7 protein-coding genes are annotated in these 14,601 nt (G+C 65.2%); 1 reads left to right on the plus strand and 6 read right to left on the minus strand.

Annotation, left to right across the window (positions count from 1 at the left end; translation table 11 throughout):
* Window positions 1-135: 135 nt before the first annotated feature.
* From ACIA12_RS08170 to rfbB, 5 genes are all read right to left on the minus strand, one after another.
* Entirely contained in the window at window positions 136-555 is a 420-nt protein-coding gene (locus ACIA12_RS08170; protein WP_396366209.1) for a toxin-antitoxin system YwqK family antitoxin, read from the minus strand.
* Window positions 552-6,986 carry an RHS repeat-associated core domain-containing protein gene (locus ACIA12_RS08175; protein WP_396366210.1) on the minus strand — a complete coding sequence of 2,145 codons (6,435 nt, stop codon included), beginning with the start codon at window positions 6,984-6,986 and terminating at the stop codon, window positions 552-554. The genes ACIA12_RS08170 and ACIA12_RS08175 overlap by 4 nt, the downstream gene beginning before the upstream one ends.
* An 86-nt stretch (window positions 6,987-7,072) precedes the next feature.
* The gene (locus ACIA12_RS08180) at window positions 7,073-9,724 is read right to left on the minus strand and encodes a LamG-like jellyroll fold domain-containing protein (protein ID WP_396366211.1); all 2,652 of its coding nucleotides are present in this window, start codon (window positions 9,722-9,724) and stop codon (window positions 7,073-7,075) included.
* A gap of 1,071 nt (window positions 9,725-10,795) precedes the next feature.
* Window positions 10,796-11,407: a hypothetical protein gene (locus ACIA12_RS08185; RefSeq protein ID WP_396366212.1), complete on the minus strand. Its 612-nt coding sequence runs from the start codon at window positions 11,405-11,407 to the stop codon at window positions 10,796-10,798.
* A 144-nt stretch (window positions 11,408-11,551) separates the two neighbouring features.
* Window positions 11,552-12,547 (minus strand): dTDP-glucose 4,6-dehydratase, encoded by a 996-nt coding sequence (gene rfbB, locus ACIA12_RS08190; RefSeq protein ID WP_396366213.1) that lies wholly within the window; start codon window positions 12,545-12,547, stop codon window positions 11,552-11,554.
* A 49-nt stretch (window positions 12,548-12,596) separates the two neighbouring features.
* Here rfbB and ACIA12_RS08195 point away from each other — a divergent pair, with 49 nt between their 5' ends.
* Window positions 12,597-13,091 (plus strand): DUF402 domain-containing protein, encoded by a 495-nt coding sequence (locus tag ACIA12_RS08195; protein WP_396366214.1) that lies wholly within the window; start codon window positions 12,597-12,599, stop codon window positions 13,089-13,091.
* Here ACIA12_RS08195 and ACIA12_RS08200 read toward each other — a convergent pair.
* Window positions 13,088-14,584 (minus strand): CocE/NonD family hydrolase, encoded by a 1,497-nt coding sequence (locus ACIA12_RS08200; RefSeq protein WP_396366215.1) that lies wholly within the window; start codon window positions 14,582-14,584, stop codon window positions 13,088-13,090. The genes ACIA12_RS08195 and ACIA12_RS08200 overlap by 4 nt on opposite strands.
* Between the last annotated feature and the right edge of the window lie 17 nt (window positions 14,585-14,601).

The raw sequence follows: 14,601 nt of genomic DNA on the forward strand, positions 1-14,601 counted from the left end.
CTCATAGCAACGGCAGTTGAGTCCGCGTCGTGTCCGATTTGAACCGAACCGCGCGGGTGGTATAGCTGCCACGAATTCTCCATCCCGCCAACTGCCATCAACTCCGCCGGCCCGGCACCCGATGTAGGCCAGCGGCTACCCATCCAGGTCCCACCGACGCTCTGCCCGAAGCTGCTCGAGTTGCTGCGCGGCTTCGCCCTTCGGGTCGAGCACTTTGCTCTCGGCCACTGATCCGTCAGCGCTGAACCGAAGCGCTAGAACGCAGACCCCGTACTCATAGCGTTTCTCCACCACCAGGCGTCCTTGCTCGTCGAACTCTCTGCTTGTCCCATGAAGAACATTCTGGACATAGCGCGACTCGCCTTTCGGGACGCCAGATGGATACCAGTCCCGGGCCAACCCTTCCTGCAGGCCGTCACGGTAAGTAATCTCCGACCTGCCCAGTTCTGCCGACTCCTCGTAGGCGATGCCAGTGAAGGCCTCGCCGTCGAGCGTGAACACCAGATCCGAGTCGAATTCCAACTCGGAGTCCCGAACGAACTGCGGCTTGCTCATCGCACCAGATCCTCGGCTCCCTTGAGAACATTCGCGCAGTTGCCACACATCGGGATCTGGGCCCCCTGTGCACCACCCCGCAGGCGAACACTGTAGAACACAAAGTCAGAAATGGATGACCCCGGGCGTGCGTAGAGTCCTTGGCTGATGGCATTGAACTCCGAGTGAGTCCCAGGTATGCCCTTGCCTGCTGCTGACGACCCCTTGAACGCATCAAGCGCCGCACCAAGCTGCGGATGCATCGGCACCGGGAAGCCTGTGTTTTGGCCGAAGAACACTTCGCCTGTTTGACGGTCCATCGCACCGGTGAGCACTGGTCCGCGCTTGCGAATCGATTGCGATTTGATCACCTGCGCTGCCCGAGTCTCTACTCCCGCAATCAGGCGAGCATCATTTGTCGCAGAGATTGCCGCCGCTGCCGCCGCCGCATCTGCGGCGGCGGCAGTCCTCGCAGCTGCGGATGCCAAGGCGCCGGCACCCTTCGAGCCCAGGAGGATTTCGCCGCCGATCCAGGTGGCCTGGCCGATGGCGTCCCCCACGTTGCCGGCTTTGAGGTTGATGAGGATTGGGTCGGTGAGTCCGGATACCACAGCCTGCCCCAGCGCCTGGGGGGTTCGGGTCACCGCTACCAAGCCTTGGACGTTGGCTGAGCAGACGGTGCCGGTGAAGTTGTTGACGCATTCGTAGGCGGCCTGAACCATATCGAAGCTGCCCTTGGCCGAGCTCAGCATCCCGGAGGCAATGCCGTGGTAGACCTGGCCCTGAAGGTCGTCTCCGTAGCTATTGTCGAGGTGCTTCTGGATCTTCTTGAATATGCCCTGTCCGCCGCCACCACCATCGTTGTTGTTGTCGGATCCGCTACCACCCGGGCTGCCGCCCTGGTCGCCTCCGGTGCCGCCTTGGTTCGTTCCATGCTCGCTGCCACTGCTTCCAGTGCCGCTGCCAGTGTCTGGTCCGTCGCTAGGAGGCGGCGTGGGTAAGGCGTTGCCACATTCGCATTGGCTGATCAGGCCGCTGGGGTCTGACATGGAGGTCGGGTTGTCGTTGCCGTAGGTGTAGCCGAGCACTTGCTGCGGGTCACCTGTCGACATCAACGGGTCGACGCTGAGGAAACGGCCGATCGTCGGGTCGTACTCGCGAGCGCCCAAGTGGGTCAGGCCTGTGGTCTTGTCGACTGGCTTGCCCAGGAAGCCGTGGTCGTCGGGCCAGTTGGCCGGGTCCACGCCGCGGGACTCGCCGAAGGGTGTGCTGTAGCGCGTGACGGTCGCCAGCGTGGCTGAGTCGACGGAGACCTGTGTGGTGCCGTGGTGGTCGGGGATCAGCCACTTGCGGTCGGTGACGGAAGACTTCACGGCGACTGCTTGCCCGCCGATTGAGTACTCGCGCTTGGAGGTCAACGCCAGGGTCGCGGTGTCGAGCGTCAGTTCCAGCGAACCGACGTACAGGGTGGTCTTTCCAGGACTTTTGCGAAGGAGCAGACCGCCTTCGGCGTCATAGACATATGACGTGTCGCCTGCGGTGGTGCTCAGCTTTTCGAGCTTGCTGTCCGCGTTCCACGTCAAGGTCTGCGCAGGCGTCCCCACCGGCCCCGGCCTGGCGGTCGTGTTCCCGCTGACGTCGTAGGCGTAGGACGCCGCCGGCTTCGGCGCGGCACCCGTAGTCGCGATCGACTTCACCGTGTGGGGCTGGGTCGTGTCGTAGGTGTAGGTCTCCAGCGTGTCGCCCAGCGCGGTGTGATCGGTCTGCGTCTTCCGCAGGCCGTTCGCCGTATAGGTCCATGACTGCCAGTACTCCGCTGGTCCGCCCAGCGCTGCCGCCGATTTTGCGGTGCCGCAGTCAGCGTCCGCCGGGGTCCACGCCTCGGTCAGGCGGCGGTGACCGTCATAGTCGAAGCACTGGGTGTCCCCACCGACCAGGTTCTTGTCCTTCAGCAGGTTCCCGGCCGGGTCGTACTCATAGTTGTGATTGGCAACGATGTTCACGTCGCCGGCCAGCGTCTGCTTCAGCCGGCGGGAGCCCATCTCGAACGTGTTGACCACGTACATGTCCTCGTTCGACCCCAGCTCGTACCGCTCGGGATCGCCCAGCGCCGTGTACTTGAGGTCCTTCACATAGACCCCGTCGCCGCTCTTCATCGAGACCGGCTGACCCACCTGGTTGTAGGTGTAGTTGAGGATCTCGCTACCGAGGGTGCCGCCGCCCGGGACGTCGGAGAAGGCGACCGTCTCCTCATCCGGCGCGTAGCCGATCCTCGTTTCGTAGATACCGTCGAGCTCGCGGCCTTCGACGGCCGGAATCACCACGCTCGTCACCGTCGGCTTGTAGAGCACGTTGCGCTGCGAGATCTTCGACTTGTACACCGGCCCGGTCTTGCCGGTGGGATAGCGGGCGGACTGATACAGCTGTCCGAGGGCGCCGTCCGCGTCGTAGATCCAGTCCGACCTCAGGTTGGCGTCGGATTTCGATCCTTCGTACAACGCGACCTTGCGGTCGAGGTTGTCGTAGGCGGTGATCTGCTTCTTCTGGTTCGCGTTCGTCATCGTGGTGACGCGGTCCACTGCGTCGAACTCGTAGGTCGTGGTCCCCGAATCGGGATCGTTCACCCTCGTCTGACGGCCCAAGATGTCGTGCCCGTAGGTCCAGGTCGCGCCGGCGCTGGTCAGCGCGGTGAGCCTGCCCGCGACGTCATAGGCGTAGCTGCTCTTGACGAAGCCGGGCGTCTGGACGTTGCTGTCGTACTCGCGCCGCTCGACCACATGGCCAACCGCGTCCTTGATCTCCGAGGTGGCCGCCGCACCACTTGGCGGCAAGGTGGTGATCGCGTCACCGCTGTAAAGGGTCCTGGTCGACCACTGCGGCTGCGCCGCGACGGCGAACGTGGACTGGATCACGCGGCCGGCGCCGTCGTACGTCGTCTGGGTCTCGTTCGGGACCTCGTTGTCGAGGACGCTGACCATCGTCCCGGCAGGAGCCGCCGAGTTCCACAAATCCTTGTTGTTGATGATGGCCAGTCCGCGCGAGTTGTACTTCGTCTCGCTGATCAGGCGGCCGCCGTTCGCCGCGACTTCCTGACTCTGCCGGGGCCGCAGCAATGAGTCGTAGATCGCGTAACCGGACAGGTAGCCGTTGGCCAGGATATTGAGGGAGTCGGTCCGCACGTATGACGGGGCGGTACTCGACAGGTTGTAGGTGTACTTGGTGTTCGGCAGCTCGCTGGCCGACTTCGACTGATTCGGCAACCAGACACTCGTAAGACGTCCGAGGACGTCGTAGTCCAGACTGGTCAACTTGCCGTTCGGGTCGGTGACCTGCGACGTACTCCCCCACTCGGGCAGGTAGGTCGTTTTGGTTTCGAGGCCCTTGGTCACGCCGTCAGGCGTGACGATGGATGGCGTCTTACTGATGATCTGTGTCAGCGCCCCGGCACCGGCAGGGGTATAGGCAACGCTCGAAACGCGTCCCAGCGCGTCGGTCGTGCCCGTGCTCCGCCCCAAAGAGTCGTACGTCGACGTCGCGACCGTCTGGTATCTCGGCATGCCCTGGACGTATCCGTCCAAGCGCTGCGTCGAGGTCACCTCGCCTTTGGTCGGTGCCGAGCCGAAGGAGCCGCCGTCGTAGAAGGTCCGGTTGTCGGTCAGCGCCCGGCTCTCGGGCGGGTTGGCCGAGGCCGAGTCGCAGCGGCCCTCCGACGTGACGATCCGCGACGGCACGACCATCCCGGTGGCGGCGTTCTTCGCATACGAGGTGATCGTGCACTTCTCGTCCACCTTCGCCGAGTCTCCCTGGTCCTCGACCTGTACCTCCAACCCTGTCGCAGGGTCGTACTCGGTCAGTGCCGCGTGGACGAGGTCGGTTCTGCCACCATCTCGTGTGATTCGCGCTGCCACCGCCGACGGCTTGACGATCGAGGCACGGCGTACCAGCCCGGTCTCGATCGACTGTGCGGCGGTCTCCTGAATCCAGTAGTCGGTCAGGTTGCCGGAGATTTCGGTGTTGCTGGTGTCCGACGCGTAGGTAATGGCCTCGCGGACGAGTCCATTCAGTGCGGGCGCATCGGCACGGGAGCCGCCCAAGGTGTCAGCCACGGTGACTGACTTCGTACCGCCGGCCTTGAGCTTGTCGCCGTTCATGCCGCGGAAGTACGACGTGACGACCCTAGACCGAGGGCCCGGTTGGAACGGGTCACCGGAAGACGTGGTCACCGTACGGAAGCCGCGCCAGTCGGACCAGTTGCGGTCCTTGGCTGGGACGAGCGGATTCTCCTCGTAGTGCCACGCGGCGCCGCCGCCATAGGTGTAGTTCGTGACCGCTGCGTCCGCGCCGCCGGTGATGTCGTTGACCCGGACCTGGGCGACCACATGCCGGTGGAACCAGTCCTCGCGCTCGGCCGCCAGCGGGGGCGCCCACTTGACCGGGTAGCAGCGCATCGTGTTCGTGTCAGCAGATGCCGGCATGTGCCGAGCCGCGGTTGGCCCCGCCACACACTCAGGGTCGGCATAGTTCACCGTGATCTGGGCGCCGGTCTCGGTCCAGATGTTGCCGACCCGGTTCTTGATCATCGGCCCGACGCCGTCGCTGTCGGTATCCACCCGGTTCGGCAATGGCATCTTCCCGAAGCTCACCACCAGCGGGGCCGCGGCAGTCGGTGCGACCGCCTTACCCGTGTGGGTGATGGACTGCAACCACAGTGCCCGGCCGGACATCGGGTCGCCTACCGACGGAAAGTCCTGGGACAGGGTCCAGCCATCAACACTCTGGTAGGTCGTGCTCTTCAGCACCTGCGTCGTCACCTGCGTCAGCCGGCGCCGGGAGAAGAAGGTGGGAGCGACCTTCGTGCAGGTCGCACCGGACGCGCAGATCTGGTCGAACGGAACGTCGGGCCAGTTTCCCTTGGTCGCGCTCGTCAGTGACGTGCAGTTGCTCAGGCATCGTTCCTGGGTGTCGAACAAAACCTGCATCGGAGCCAGCGCGGTCATCGCGTCCGAACGCTGACCGTACAGGATCTTCATCAGGTAGCCGCCGCGGTCGTAGACCTTGGTCGCGGTGGTCGCGCCGTTCTTGGCGTAGTAGTTGCTCTCCTTGGCGTACCACAGCGACATCGCGTTGCCGTGCGGGTCGACGACGTAGTCCAAGTTCCAGCGCCAGGCCTGGTTGTCGCAGAACGAGGTGGCGAAGGTCGCCTTGTTACAGGGTTCGCCGGCATCATCGCCGGCCACCGGGACGGTCCACACCGAGTTCTGTCCGGTCAGCAACTCCCGGCCGAAGTAGTACTGCGTGCCATCGAGTGTCGTGACCTTCCAGGCTTCCTTGTCGTCGTCGCCGTTGGCGGTCGGGTTGGTGACCTTCTCGACCTTTGACCCGTCGTCATTCTTCAGCCGCCAGCCGTTCGCGCCCTTGACCAGCTCGCTGGCCTGACCGTTCAGCACCACGGTCGCGTTCTCGTACTTCCAGCACAGGTCGTACTTCCCCACCTGCCCGTCGTCCTTGCACGTGCCGTACCTGCGTTCGACGTACGACTCCGTCAAACCGAATCCCTCGCCGATCCACGACGACTGGTTGTTGGACGCGGCAGTCTTTCCGTCGACCGATTGTGCGGAGTAGTCGATGGAAAGCTTCGGGGCCGGACCTGCCGGCACCGGAGGCACTCGCAGCGGGTAGTTCCAAGTGAAGTCACCGCTGGCCCGTCCGGCGGACCATGAGGCGGCCGGCGACAGCGAAGTCGCGGAGTAGTCGCCGGTGCTCCCGCCTGAATCGGCGGTCACCGCCATCACCCGTTCGGTGTTTCCCACCCATACGGGGGCGGTCAGGGTCTGCTTCTCCACGTTGTTGATCGAGCCCACCGATGCTGGGGTCAGGCAGCCCTCCACCCGTGGCGTGGTCAGCGCGCATGCCGGAAGCGAGACGAGCTTCAGTCGCGAAGCCCAGTCGCCGCCGGATGCCTCGGCAAAGCCCGAGTAGTCGATGGTGAGCTGAGCCGGCGCCTCACCTTTGCCTTGGTCTGCCCGAGTCAGACCGAGCAAGAAGCCGGACACGTCCGCAGCTGTCGCCGTTTTCTGATCAAGTACCCGCACCCGCGTCTTCGTCGGTGCAACCGGTTCGCCTTTGGCCCGGGACAGCGGGGCGGCCATCTTGATCGCCTCGCCGGAGGCGACGCCCAAGGTGACGATCTGGTCGGCGGCGCCTGGCCAGATCGCCGGCTTTGGCTGCGGACCCCGAAGCATTTCGCGGGCCCGTTCCGCCACCGACTTCTTGGCTTCCGCAACCTGGAGCGGGCTCACCTTCGTGTCCCGGGCCTTCGGCAGTGGCGGGATCTTCGAGGTCGTCGCGGCGGAGCTAGTCTGCGCACCGATGACGGGCAGGCCACCGGCCAGCAAGGCGCAGGCGGAAACCGTCACGAGGACCGCGCTACGAACGGCAACTGCTCTTCTCATCGCTCGGTTCCCCTTGTCAGCGCCTTGACCTGATTGGTCCACGTCATCGTTGTGCTCCGTGCCCGTCGTGAATCGGAGGTCATCAGTCAGCCCGCCGGAACAGGACAGTTGCCCTCGAGCTCGGGGAACTCGTCGCAGATCGCGTTGTCGAGCAATGGTCCGGAGTACATCCGGAAGTCGTGGAGCTGTCCCGCGAACTCAGCGCCGGCGGTCCGGCCCTTGCCGATGACGGTGCTGCCCAGCCGGTACGGAGCGATGTAGCTGTCGCGGCCTTCGGCATCTGCCCGCTTGTTCACGGTGATTCCGATTTCCCCCAGTGCAGAACCGATCGCGTCTTCCGCCGAAGCGTCGTAGGTCCCGACGATGAGCTGCCAGTAGTTGGTGACGGCGTCGATGTCGGCCTCGAAGACGGCGGTCTTCGGTTCGGTCGAATTCGCCGGCGTTCGCGAGAAGATCCACTGTCCGCTCAGCGCGTTGACCGGCTTCCATTCCAGTCGCCAGGCATCGCGATCCGGCCCTGCCTGACGAGCGATCACCGCCGGTTTGGTCGCATCCTCGAGCTTCACCCAGACCGCCGCGGAGAAGCTTGTCCCGCCGTCGACCACCGCCCGCGGCAGGGTGAGCGACTCGCTTGCCGCCCCGGAGAACTGCAGAACCCGGCCCATGTCGTCGTCCTCGACGAATGCCGTCGACTGGTCTGCACCGCCACCGAAGCCGGAGATCGCCAGGTTCGCACCGTAGATCGTGTCTTCGGTGCGCCACACCTGATCAGCGTCCAGCGTCGCGCTGTTCAGCGGCCACACCGCCGCGCGGCCGGCAACCACCCGGTCGGCCTTGCGGATCTCGACTTCGGCCATCACCGCCTTGTCATTCAGCGGTCGCTGCCAGATCTTGACCGCGTCCACGGAGCCGGCGAACCGGTTGCCGAAGACGTCGTTGTACTGTCCGTGGCCGATGCTGAGCGGGCCGGTGGCCTTCCATGCGCTGTCCAGGTACGGGACGTCGCCGGCCGACTGCAGTCGCCCGTTGATGTACAACCTGAGTCGGCCCTTGTTCGGGGCCGCGTCGTACACCCCGGTCACCAGCGTCCAGGCGCCGAGTACGGCCGGTTCGTCCGACAGCGCCTTCACGTTCGACGGCGCCATGGTGTCGCTCTTGACTCGCATGAACACCCACCGGTTCAGCGATCCCGAGTAGTACAGCTCGAAGGCACTCGAGATGTTGCCTGCGGCACCGACCACGACCGCCTCCTTGACCGAGGTCAACCGCGCCCAGGCCGATACGGTGAAACTCTGCGAGGTGTCTACTACCGGTGTCGCCGTCTGCGCGTAGTCGTCGGCGCCGTCCAGTTGGAGCGACCCGCCGTCGCGCCCCGCGTCATCGAAGGCCGCTCCCCCGGTCAGCGTCAGTGGATGGGACGGCGCTGCGGTGTCCGCCGCTGTTGTCCCCGAACCATCGTCGAATGACCATGCGGCAACCGGTGGCGCCGCGCTCTTGAGATTGACCAGGAAGTCGGTCGGTTTGCTGGAGCTGCCGGCGGCGTCGAAGCTCACCACGTGTAACAGGTTGTAGCCGGTATCGCTGGGCACCAGATTGACGGTGACGGTGTTGCCGCTCACCTGCGAGCGGACCCGGGCTCCCTGGTAGAAGTACTCATGGCGTACGACGTCTGCTGCGGCGCCCTTGATGGTGTACGAAATGGCAGCGCCATGCGGAACTATCTCCTGGCAGGTGGTGGTCGCAGCGGCACAGTTCGGAACATTCGTGGTTCCGTACTTCGCAGTGACGATCGGCGGCGGCGGAGCGAGTCTGTCGACCTTGAAGTAGCACCAGATCGTGTAGGCGGAGTAGAGGGTTCCCGAGCCGTAGGCCGAGCTGTAGGGATAGAGCGTTCGGGCACGGAAGTGATAAGTAACCTGGTCTGGCAGGTCCTTGCTGGGAATTGTCACCGTCAAAGCGGTATTGGGCAGGTCCAAGCCGGTCGCGTACGTCCTGAAGAGATTGCCGGACGAGCTGAAGATCTCGATCTCTGCCTTGACTCGCGCTCCAGAATCAATCGGTGTCAATCTGGGAGTGACGCCGAACTGGATGTTGACCGATCCCACGTTCTCCATGTCCGCAGGTTGCTGGCAGCCGATCTGCGGGTCCGTCAGGCCGAGTCGGCCAGGCACTCCGGGCGGCGTGACGTAGGTGATCTGCAGTTCGCCTGTCGAGTTGAACTGCTTCCAGGCGATCTCGTCAGTCTCGTCCGTCGCCGCGAGCCGGAAGGTGGACGTGGTGTAGCCCTTGGCGGCCGTGTCGACGACAGAGTTGGTGACCGGGAACTCGACATAGTTGTCCGGGCAAGAGGAGTCGTGGCCGTTGGCGAAGCTCTTGCTGCCGGCTGCGAGCTGGACGGCCGGCTGGTTGTTCCACGTTGTCGCGGCTGAGATTGGACCGGTACGGGTCACCGACACCGAGCGTGCCGCACAACTCGCCGAATGCGTCTCGAACGTTCGTAACGTCGCCCCGAGGATCTTCTTGCCGGCGAACGCGCTCGTGCTGAACTGGAAGGAGGATCTTCTTGCCGGCGAACGCGCTCGTGCTGAACTGGAAGAATGACCGGACGATCTTGTGCTGCTCCCAGTCCTCGTTCCCCACCCCGAGGCTGTGGGTCGTCTTGTAGAACGAAGTCGTCGGGGAGGTCTGCCAGGCCGCTGCCCAGGCGGTCCTCGTCGGGGTGGACACCGATGGGTCAAGCACGACCGGATAGACGGTCGACAGGCCGTTGAGAACAGCTGGGTCCGGCGTCACCGTCAGACCGCTCGCGTCGCCCCTGAGGTCCATCGCCGCGACATGAGCACCGCTCGGTCCGTCGTCCACCAGTTGAGCCGACGCCTTGGCGGCCTTGCCTTGCGGTCCGGGACCTGCCGAGTCCCACATGATGGCGCCGCCTGCCATCATCGCCAACCGGCCGTCCTGGGCGACGTACGCCGGTCCGCCGGGGCGGTCCGCGCGGAGCGACAGGCCGGATGCAGCGACCGGAAAGTGAATCGACTTCAGAGCTGGATTGCCGGCGGCCTCCCTGCTCTTCACTACGAGGTTGTAGGTGAAGCCGTCCGTCGTTGCTTCGGTGACCAGGTCCACACCCGCGACTACGTCAGCGTAGGTGGCCTTCGATCCGGACAGCGTGGGGCGTGGGAGCTGCCAAGGAGATCGCAACTCCAGGCTGCCGTCCTTGACTCCAGCCTTGACCAGCAGCCCAGACCCACCGCCCGACAAGGTGACGTCCGACGTTACCGCTTTTGGTCCGACGCTCCCATCAGGCCGGAACTCCAGCGTCGTGTCTATCGCACGCCAGTTGTCGCCCTGCCGAACCCGAACCGGACTGTTCGCCAGTTTCGCAGTCTGTGACCCGTCCGGGTTGGCGAACGTCTGCGAGGTTTCCGTGGTGCGATCCGGGATCTCGACCGGCTCACCGGTCTGCGCAGCCCGCGCGACTGCATCGGCCTCGGTCCGGACAGCTGTGACCGGCGCCGCCACCGCCTCGGTGGCAGGCAGCGCCCGTGCTCCTGCAAAGGCGACCACACCAAGCGCCGCTACTAGGCCTAAAGCCCGCCAACCAGTCCCGTTCCCCGCGATCCAACCGCTCACGATGCCCTCCCCGGCGATGCCAGCCGGGCCTCACGCCGGGCGGCCACTCATTGTCGAGGTGGGCACTACTCTGCGTCTACGTGACATATACGACCTGCAACAAGCTGCAATTTCTGTAACGCCGGAATTACAGACCGGTGATGTGGCAGGTGGGGATGGTGTGTCGGGGCTCTCGGTTATTCGGGGACGATTGTGTAGTTGGGTGGGTTGAGGGTTCCCCAGGGGGTTGTGGTGGCTTGGGGTGGGAGGGGGGCGGGGGTGGGCATGGGGCCGGTTAGGCAGGTGTTGCACCAGAAGTAGGCGGTGCCGTAGGTGGCGCAGGGGTCTTTGACCTCGAATTCGAGGCGGAGGTTGTGGGCGCCGCAGTTGGGGCAGGAGAGGGTGGGTAGGGAGGTTGGGCGGTGGTGGGCGAGGTTGTAGGCGTCCATCCAGCGTTGGTACGGGGTGTTGTTGGAGCAGAGGCGGATGAAGACCTGCCAGACGGCCCAGAGGTCGTCGGCGCGGCCGCGGGCCTGGGCGTAGGTGTCCGCGGCGTCGACGGCGTCCTGCAGGTAGGTCAGGAGCTGCTTCTCGCGGTCGCGGACGATGCCGGGTGGCAACGTGACCTCAACGCAGAGCGAGCGGCTCTCGAACGCGAGGACCCGGGTGCGGGGCAGGTTGCCCGGGCCGCGGAACAGCACTCTGAGGCTGAGACTGGAATCGAGCCCAGTCTCAGCCTCTTCCGCGCGGGTCTGCAGGTCGGCGATCTCCCGCTGCCACCCCTCGGCCGCGTCCACCAGCGAGAGCACGCGCTCACACGCTGCCATCGCGCCCGGCAATCAATCGAACTCTCATCGGACCATAAGAGGGTCTAGACCGCCCAGTTGTCGAGATCTGAGCGCATTCCGGAATCGATTCCCGGTGGTACCGGCGCTACAACAGGTCTTCGGGTCTCAGCGGCCGAGGAGTTTGTAGCGGGCCTCGGTGGTCGACTTCTGTGGTTTCCACCAGGTGGGGTTCTCGCGGTACCAGGCGATGGTGGCGGTGAGGCCGGTGGTGAAGTCGTAGGTGGGGAGCCAGCTCAGCTCGGTGCGGAGTTTGGTGGTGTTGTTGGAGTAGCGCAGGTCGTGGCCGGGGCGGTCGGGGACGTGGTCGTAGGCGTCGGCCGGCTGGTCCATCAGGAGCAGGATCTGCTCGATGATCTGTTTGTTGCTGCGTTCGTCGCCGGAGCCGATCAGGTAGGTCTCGCCGATCCGGCCGTTGGCGATGATCCGGTGGACGGCGTCGTTGTGATCGTCGACGTGGGTCCATTCGCGGACGTTGTCGCCGGCGCCGTAGAGCTTCGGCCTGTCGCCGAGCAGGACGTTGGTGATCTGGCGCGGGATCAGCTTCTCGACGTGCTGGTACGGGCCGTAGTTGTTCGCGCAGTTGGAGAGGGTGGCGGCGACGCCGTACGAGCGGACCCAGGCGCGGACGAGCATGTCGGAGCTCGCCTTGCTGGCGGAGTACGGGCTGGACGGGTCGTACGCCGTCTGCTCGGTGAACTGCTCGACCGAGTCCAGTGGGAGGTCGCCGAAGACCTCGTCGGTGGAGATGTGATGCATCCGCTTGTCGTGGCGGCGGACCGCCTCGAGCAGGGTGAAGGTGCCGAGGATGTTCGTCCGGATGAACGGCGACGGGTCGTTCAGCGAGTTGTCGACGTGCGACTCGGCGGCGAAATGCACCAGTACGTCGGTGTCGCGGACCAACCCGTCGACCAGCGCGGCGTCGCAGATGTCCCCGTGCACGAAGGTGATCCGGTCGGACACCTGGTCGAGGTTGCGCTGGCTGCCGGCGTACGTCAGCAGGTCGAGCACGGTGATCGCGAGGTCCGGGAAGCGCCGCAGCGAGTCGAGGACGAAGTTCGAGCCGATGAATCCGGCTCCACCCGTGACGAGCATCCGCTGCATGCGGCTCAGGATATCCGGAGTGACCGCCTGCCGCCGGTACGGTGACGCCATGCGTAACGTTCGGGTCGTCTACCGCAAGTACGACGAGAAGCTGCACTGGCACCAGTGGATGCAGTACCTCGGCGAGGACCAGTACGGCGTCTGGCTCGGCGCCCCGCCGAACTCGGTCTCTCAGCGCGGCGACGAACCCGAGGTGACCCAGGAACAAGCGCACGTCCAGCTGTTCCCCCGGGACCGGGGTTTCACCGCGCTGTTCAACGACGAGCCGCGCTCGACCGAGATCTACTGCGACGTGAGCACGCCGGTCGAGTTCAACGGCGACGTGTTCACGATGATCGACCTCGACCTGGACGTGATCCGCAAGCGCGACGGCTCGATCTATGTCGACGACGAGGACGAGTTCGCCGAGCACCAGGTCAAGTACGGCTACCCCGCCGACGTGATCGAGCAGGCCCAGGCGACCGCCGACTGGCTCGTCACGGCGGTCGCCTCCGAGGAGCCGTTTCTCACCGTCTTCAAGACCTGGCTCGACAAGGTCCGTTAGCGGACGCGGTGCAACCGCAGCGTCACCTTGTCGAGCAGCAGTGAGCTAGGCACTTGACCGTTCTGCCCGGCGAACATGTCCGCCACCGGTGACACGGTCAGGAAGAGGGTCTTGCCGGCCGGTACGTCGACTGCGATCCCCGGTAGGTCGAGCGTCCGCCGAGCCCCGTGGACCGGACGCTTCTCGCGCAGCGGCATCGTGTTGTTCTGCACGATCTTCGCGTCGAGTGGAGTCGTGCCGACGCTCAGCGCGAAGAAGGCGGCCGCGTTGGGCAGCAGGCTGCTCACCCGAGCCCTCACCTGAGGCACTCCCGCCACCGTGATCGGTCCACGAGCCACAGCGGTCGTGACAGCACGGACCGATCCCAACCGGTACTGCGTATTGGCCGTCAGCTCTCGTTGCGTCAGGCAACGACCATCCGCGGTCGCCAGGTGATAGCTGCCAAAACCGGTCAGCCCGCTCGACTCGTGCTTCAACTGCAGCGCCATGAACCGTTGCTCCAACGCCGCGAAGCTCGGACTGCCGAGCGCGATCGAGCACGGATCCCCTGGCGTCACGAACCCCGGCGGCACGACGCTGGGCAGCGTGTGGCCGGCGTTGTACCCGACAAACAGCGACCTCGACCGCGCCCTCGAGGTGAGCGCCCGATCGAAATTCTTCAACCCCTGGTTGAGGTTGAACAGGTTGTCCGGCAGCCCTTGCCCGATGATCACCGGGATGTCGAGCTTGCGCCCGTGCGCGACCTGCCAGGACGGCCCGTTCTTGCGGAAGAACGCATCCAGGTCACGGCCGGCTTGACCAACCGGCCACTGCCCCGTCGTGATCAGCGCGACGAACCCGGCCTGCACCGCCGGCGGCAGATGCGTGCCACTGCCCGCGTAGAGCAAGGTCAGCCACATCGTCCGGGCAGCCTCCGACGGCGCCAGGCTCTCCTTGAGATCCCACCAGGTGATCTCAGGCGCCAGCGCGTCGAAACGCGTCCGCCCCTTCTCGCGCAGCTCCGTGAAGGCCCCCGCAAACTGATAGCCGCCTCCATACGATCCACCGATCGCGCCGATCAACGGGTCACCAGGCCGTTGCTTGGTCACCCAGTCCAGGCCGGCGACGAGGTCGACCAATCGCACCACGTCACGCCCCTCGAGCTCCGGGTTCATCACGTGCGCGACCCCGGTCGACTCCCCGAAACTGCGCTGGTCGAAGCTCAGTACGCCGTACCCCGCGTCGAGCCATGACTTGAAAGCGGCCGCGTCCTTGGTCCGGCTCCCACCCCACCCATGACTGTGGAAGATGAGCGGCACGGTGTGCGCGGCCGACGCACCGGCAGGTTGGAACAACGAGTAGCAGATCCGCACCGGCGTCGTCGTTCCCGGCTCAGGCACGCTCGCGACGCATCCGTTGGTCGTCACCGGTCCAGCAGCGTGGGCCGGTACGGCGACGACCACCGACCCGAGAAGCATGAGGCTGACGGCGGTACGGAGCAGGCGGCGGGACATATGACCCCCAGTGATCG

The organism is Kribbella sp. NPDC051620 (assembly GCF_044453825.1).
In the GTDB taxonomy this organism is placed as follows: domain Bacteria; phylum Actinomycetota; class Actinomycetes; order Propionibacteriales; family Kribbellaceae; genus Kribbella.

Bases quoted from the DNA above. Each gene is read 5' to 3' on its own strand.
- ACIA12_RS08170 (WP_396366209.1), bottom strand. From the start codon at position 555: ATGAGCAAGCCGCAGTTCGTTCGGGACTCCGAGTTGGAATTCGACTCG.
- ACIA12_RS08175 (WP_396366210.1), bottom strand. From the start codon at position 6,986: ATGAGAAGAGCAGTTGCCGTTCGTAGCGCGGTCCTCGTGACGGTTTCC.
- rfbB (WP_396366213.1), bottom strand. From the start codon at position 12,547: ATGCAGCGGATGCTCGTCACGGGTGGAGCCGGATTCATCGGCTCGAAC.
- ACIA12_RS08195 (WP_396366214.1), top strand. From the start codon at position 12,597: ATGCGTAACGTTCGGGTCGTCTACCGCAAGTACGACGAGAAGCTGCAC.
- ACIA12_RS08200 (WP_396366215.1), bottom strand. From the start codon at position 14,584: ATGTCCCGCCGCCTGCTCCGTACCGCCGTCAGCCTCATGCTTCTCGGG.